This window comes from Roseomonas sp. KE2513, assembly GCF_016107305.1.
Taxonomy (GTDB): domain Bacteria; phylum Pseudomonadota; class Alphaproteobacteria; order Acetobacterales; family Acetobacteraceae; genus Roseomonas.
Genome location: NZ_RCVR01000101.1, coordinates 1 through 4,881 on the forward strand (window position 1 = coordinate 1; position 4,881 = coordinate 4,881).

Sequence of the window (4,881 nt, forward strand, 5' to 3'; positions counted from 1 at the left end):
GCTTGGCGGCAACAGGAATCCTGGATGTCAACGGACCCTAGTGTCCCGGTTCTGAAGTTCGTGACAAAGCCTGCTTCGCCGTATCCTCGCCCAGGGACCGCAGGCAGAAGCGCTTGACGCTGGCGAGGATGTCGTCGGCTGATTTGACCCAGCGGAAAGGCTTTGGGTCGGCGTTGGTGGTGTCCACGAAGGCGTGGATGTCACGCTCAAGAGCGCCGACTGAGCAGTGGACACCGCGGCGGATCGTGCGCTCGGTCAGCAGCCCGAACCAGCGCTCGACCTGGTTGATCCAGGACGCCGAGGTGGGCGTGAAGTGGACGTGGTAGCGCGGCCGCTTGGCCAGCCAGTCCCGGATCAGCTTGGTCTTGTGAGTGCCCAAGTTGTCGAGCACGAGGTGGACGTCGAGATCGGGCGGGACCTGGGCATCGATCTCGTCGAGGAACTTACGAAACTCGGCTGCGCGATGCCGAGGAAAGCATTTGCCGATCACCGTTCCCGCTTTGACGTCGAGAGCCGCGAACAGGCTGGTCGTGCCGTGGCGGACGTAGTCGTGGGTGCGCCGCTCCGCCTGTCCTGGCCGCAGCGGCAGCAGCGGCTGGCTGCGGTCGAGCGCCTGCACTTGGCTCTTCTCGTCCACGCACAGCACCAGGGCGCGGTCGGGCGGCGCAAGGTAAAGGCCGACGATATCACGCACCTTCTCGGCGAAGAGCGGGTCGGTGGACAGCTTGAAGGTTTCCGTCCGGTGCGGCTGCAGGCCGAAGGCACGCCAAGCTCGTCCAACCGTCGTGGCCGACAGGCCAGACGCTTTCGCCATCGTCCGCAGGCTCCAGTGCGTGCTGCCCTTCGGACGCTCCGCGAGCGTGCGGTCCACCAGCGCCGCGATCTGCTCGTCGGCGATCCGTCGCGGTGCGCCAGGACGTGGTTCGTCCAGCAGCCCGTCCGTGCGCTGTCGGGCAAAGCGCTCGCGCCACTTGCCAACCGTATGCTTGGCAATGCCAAGCTCTGCAGCAATTGCCGTGTTGGTCAGCCCCGCACCCGCCTGCAGGACGATGCGCGCACGCAGGGCCAGGGCCTGTGCCGTCTTGCGCCGCCGCGCCCAGCTCTCAAGCTCGGTCCGCTCCGCATCACTCAGGTCCAAGGCTGTCGGCACTCGGTAGGGCATCTGCGCCTCCGCATCAGCCCCAACACTTTGCCACGAACTTCAGGCGCAGGATACTAGTCGGCTTGTATCCCAGCTTCCTTCACCACGCCGCCCCACTTCACCGTCTCGGCCTCGATCAGGCGAGCCAGGCTCGCGCTGCCGCCGTCCATCGGCTCCGCGCCGATAGCAACCAGCTTCTCGCGGATGCCGGGTTCACGGATCGCGGCGAGCACGGCTGCTTCCACGCGCTTGCGGGCGGCCTCCGACAGATCCTTCGGTGCCATCATGGCGAACCAGGGGTCCACGGCATAGCCGGGCAGCCCGGCCTCGGCCACGGTGGGCAGGTCCGGAAAGGCCTGGGCGCGCTTCGTGGTGGTAGCCGCCAGCACGCGCAGCCGCCCGCCCGCGATATGCGGGGCGGAGGAGGTGATGCTGTCGAACATGCTGTCCACGCGGTTGCCCAGCAGGTCCGCGATGGCCGGACCCGAGCCGCGATAGGGAACATGTGTCATCTCCACCCGCGCCAGCGCGCAGAACAGGGCGCCGGCCAAGTGGATCGATGTGCCATTCCCGGCCGAGGCATAGGTGATCTGCCCCGGCTTCACCTTGGCGGCGGCGATCAGCCCCGGTACGTCCCTGATGGCGGAGGCGGCAGGGACGACGAGGATGTTCGGCACCACCGCGACGGGCGCGACGGAGACCAGGTCGTCGCTCGCATAGGGCAGCCGCGGGTAGAGGGCCGGGTTCACCGCCTGCGCCATCGAGACCATGAGGAGGGTAGCGCCGTCGCCGGACTTGGCCGCGGCCTCGGTGCCGATCGTGCCGCCCGCGCCCGCGCGGTTTTCCACCACGAAAGGCTGGCCCAGTGCGTCGGCCAACATGGGGGCGAGGAGGCGCGTCATCGCGTCGATCGCCCCGCCCGGCGGGAACGGGACGATGATGCGGACGGGACGGGTCGGCCAGGCTTGGGCCGCGGCGGCGCCGATGAGCGCGGGGCGCGCGAGGGGCGCGGCGGCGAGGCCGAGCAGGAGGGTGCGGCGGTTCATGACACGTGCCCTCTTCAGAGCGCGGACGGGTGCCGCGCGAGCGGGGTCACGCGGATGTCCATGTAGGGGAAGAGCGGCAGGCCGGAGAGCAGCGCGTGCAGCTCGTCGTTGTCCGCCGCGTCAAAGATGGAGACGTTGGCGTAGCGTCCGGCCACGCGCCAAATGTGCGGCCACTTGCCCCGGCGCATCAGCTCCTGCGCGTAGGCCTTCTCGCGCGCTTTGATGTCGTCCGCCTCCGCCTTCGGCATGTCGGGCGGGAGGTTTACCTCCATGGTGATGTGGAACAGCATGTTTCTTCCCGTTTCCCTGGTGTTGACGTGCTCGAAGGATCAGGCTGGGAGCAGAGTGCGGCTTCGGTCCGTACGAAAGTGCTCGAGCTTGTCCTCGTCGAGCCCGGTGCCGATGCCAGGGCTCTCCGGCAGGTGGATGGCGAAATCGTGGAACTCGATCTCGCTCGTGGCGAGCGTGTCCTTCAGCAGCAGCGGCCCGAAGAGCTCCGTACCCCAGGCGTAGTCTCCGAGGGTGGCATAGAGGTGCAGCGCGCCGAGGGTGCCGATCGTGCCCTCCAGCATGGTGCCGCCGTAGAGGCCGAGGCCCGCCGCGCGCGCGATGGCGGCCACGGCGCGGGTGCCGGATACGCCGCCGTGCTTGGCAGGCTTCAGGGCCATTGCGTGGCAGGCGGAGTCCGCCGCATGCCGCAACGCATCCTGCGGTGTCGCCACGCCTTCGTCGCCCATGATGGCGAGGCGTGGGTTGGCACGCTGCAGGCGGGCCATCGCGGGCACGTTCCAGCCCGCCACCGGCTGCTCCGCCATCACCACTCCGGCCTCGACCAGGGCGGGCAGGAAGCGGGCGGCGGTGGGCTCGTCCCAGGCCTGGTTCACGTCTACACGGACGGAGGCGCGGCCCTCGAAGGCGCGGGCGATGGCGGCGACATGCGCCACGTCGTCCTCCGGGGCGTGGGCGCCGATCTTCAGCTTGAAGTCGCGATGCCGGCGGAGGGACAGCATCCGTTCGCCTTCCTCGATGTCGCGCGCCGTGTCGCCGCTGGCCAGCGTCCAGGCGAGGGGGAGATGGGTGGCCTGAGGACCGCCCAGGAGGTCGGCCAGGCTCACGCCCCCGGCCCGCGCCACCGCGTCGTGCAGGGCCATCGAAAGGGCGGCCTTGGCGAAGTGGTTGCCGCGGACCGCGCGCGCGATGCGGGCCTCCGCCGCGTTCAGCTGCGAGGCGTCCTGCCCCAGCATTGCCTCGGCCAGATAGGTGCCGACAATGGCGGCGATGCCTTCCGGACTCTCCTCGCCCCAGCGTGGGCCGCCGATGGTGCTGGCCTCGCCATAGCCTTCCACCCCACCAGCAGTCACACGGACGATGACCACGTCCATCGCGTCTACCGTTGCGAAGGCAAGGTGGTGCGGGCGGATGGTGGGGACGCGGGCGGGAATCGCCTCGATGCGCTCAATGGGAAGCCGCAGGCGGGGCATGGCGGATCCTCCTGACCTGAGGGGTTCGAATGGAACGAAAACTGGTCAATTCCCCCTCTTCGATCAATACTGGTGTTTCGAATGAAGCGTTCGGGAATTCCGAATGGATTTACACCAGCTTCGTCTCTTTCTCGCTCTGGCCGGCACCGAGCACCTCGGCCGGGCGGCGGATGCTTTGGGCATCGCCCCTGCCACCCTGTCGCACCACCTCGCCGCGCTGGAGCGCAGCCTTGGCACGACGCTCTTCGACAGACTGGGGCGCGGCCTGAGACTGACGGAAACGGGCTGCCTGCTGCGGGGCTTTGCCACGCGCATCGTCAACGAAGCCGAGGCAGCCCGGGCGGCCATCGCAGAGCAGGAGCGTTCCGAAAGCGGCGTCCTGCGCCTGGGCGTGATCCACTCGTTCCACGCCAACCTCATGCCGGGGCTGGTGGCCGAGTTCCTCACGGCCCATCCCGGCGTGCGGATCGAGGCGCGAGAGATGATCGCCAGCGCGATCGAGGTGGGATTGCTAGACGGGGAACTCGACCTCGGGCTTGCCTTTGCGCCCGCCGGCCGCCCGGGCCTGGGTCTCGCGCCCCTGTTTGACGAGCCCTTGGTCCTTGTCACGGCGCGGGGCAGCCGGTGGACGGACGCGCCGCCCGAAACGATCCCGCTCGCCCTCTTGCCACCGCGCTTCGCCACGCGCCGCCTGATCGACACGTCGCTCCAGGGCCGCTGGACGCCCCATGTGGTGGCTGAGGTCGATGCCATCGGCTCCATCCTCGCCCTGGTCCGTAGCGGGGTTGTCGGGACAATCCTTTCCGCTCGCTCGGTCGTGGGCGATGGGCTGGACTGCCGCGCCGCCACCGACCCGCCACCGATCCGCAGGGCCGCCCTCCTCTGGTGTCCTGCGCGGTATCAGTCCGCCAGCGCCCGCGCCTTCTCCGACCTCGTGCGCGCGCGCCTGGCCAGGCCGGAGGGTGCGCCAAGCCGACGGGCCTGATCAGCTCTCGTCCAGGGCTCCGTTCGGCAGCTCATGATTATCGAGAGGTGAGAAGACCTACCTTGAACTCTGCAAAGGGTAGTGTCAGGCCGTTTTCAGCGCATTGCATGGTAGCGTCCGTCAATGTGGTGGAAATTGCATCTGGGCTTGAGGTGGCCACGGCTCAGGCGGCTCTGGGTGGGAGTTGCAGGGTTTCGGGGGTGGGCGCCGGGTTGAGCATCTCGCCCA

5 protein-coding genes are annotated in these 4,881 nt (G+C 68.7%); 1 reads left to right on the plus strand and 4 read right to left on the minus strand.

Going from position 1 to position 4,881, the window contains the following annotated elements; all coding sequences use genetic code 11:
• Positions 1-37: 37 nt before the first annotated feature.
• The 4 genes from D9599_RS30155 to D9599_RS30170 are packed head-to-tail and all read right to left on the minus strand — an operon-like array spanning position 38 to position 3,668.
• Positions 38-1,162, minus strand: a complete 1,125-nt coding sequence (locus D9599_RS30155) for an IS630 family transposase (protein WP_198385035.1) — start codon at positions 1,160-1,162, stop codon at positions 38-40.
• A gap of 53 nt (positions 1,163-1,215) precedes the next feature.
• A complete protein-coding gene (locus D9599_RS30160) occupies positions 1,216-2,187 on the minus strand; it encodes a tripartite tricarboxylate transporter substrate binding protein (RefSeq protein WP_198385036.1) in 972 nt (323 codons plus the stop codon).
• Between the two features lie 14 nt (positions 2,188-2,201).
• On the minus strand, positions 2,202-2,477 hold the full coding sequence (gene catC / locus D9599_RS30165) for a muconolactone Delta-isomerase (protein WP_198385037.1): 276 nt from the start codon (positions 2,475-2,477) through the stop codon (positions 2,202-2,204).
• A 39-nt stretch (positions 2,478-2,516) separates the two neighbouring features.
• Positions 2,517-3,668 carry a muconate/chloromuconate family cycloisomerase gene (locus tag D9599_RS30170; protein WP_198385038.1) on the minus strand — a complete coding sequence of 384 codons (1,152 nt, stop codon included), beginning with the start codon at positions 3,666-3,668 and terminating at the stop codon, positions 2,517-2,519.
• Between the two features lie 103 nt (positions 3,669-3,771).
• On the opposite strand from D9599_RS30170, the gene D9599_RS30175 reads away from it, so the two are divergent.
• Positions 3,772-4,653: a LysR substrate-binding domain-containing protein gene (locus D9599_RS30175; protein WP_198385039.1), complete on the plus strand. Its 882-nt coding sequence runs from the start codon at positions 3,772-3,774 to the stop codon at positions 4,651-4,653.
• The last annotated feature ends 228 nt before the right edge of the window (positions 4,654-4,881 follow it).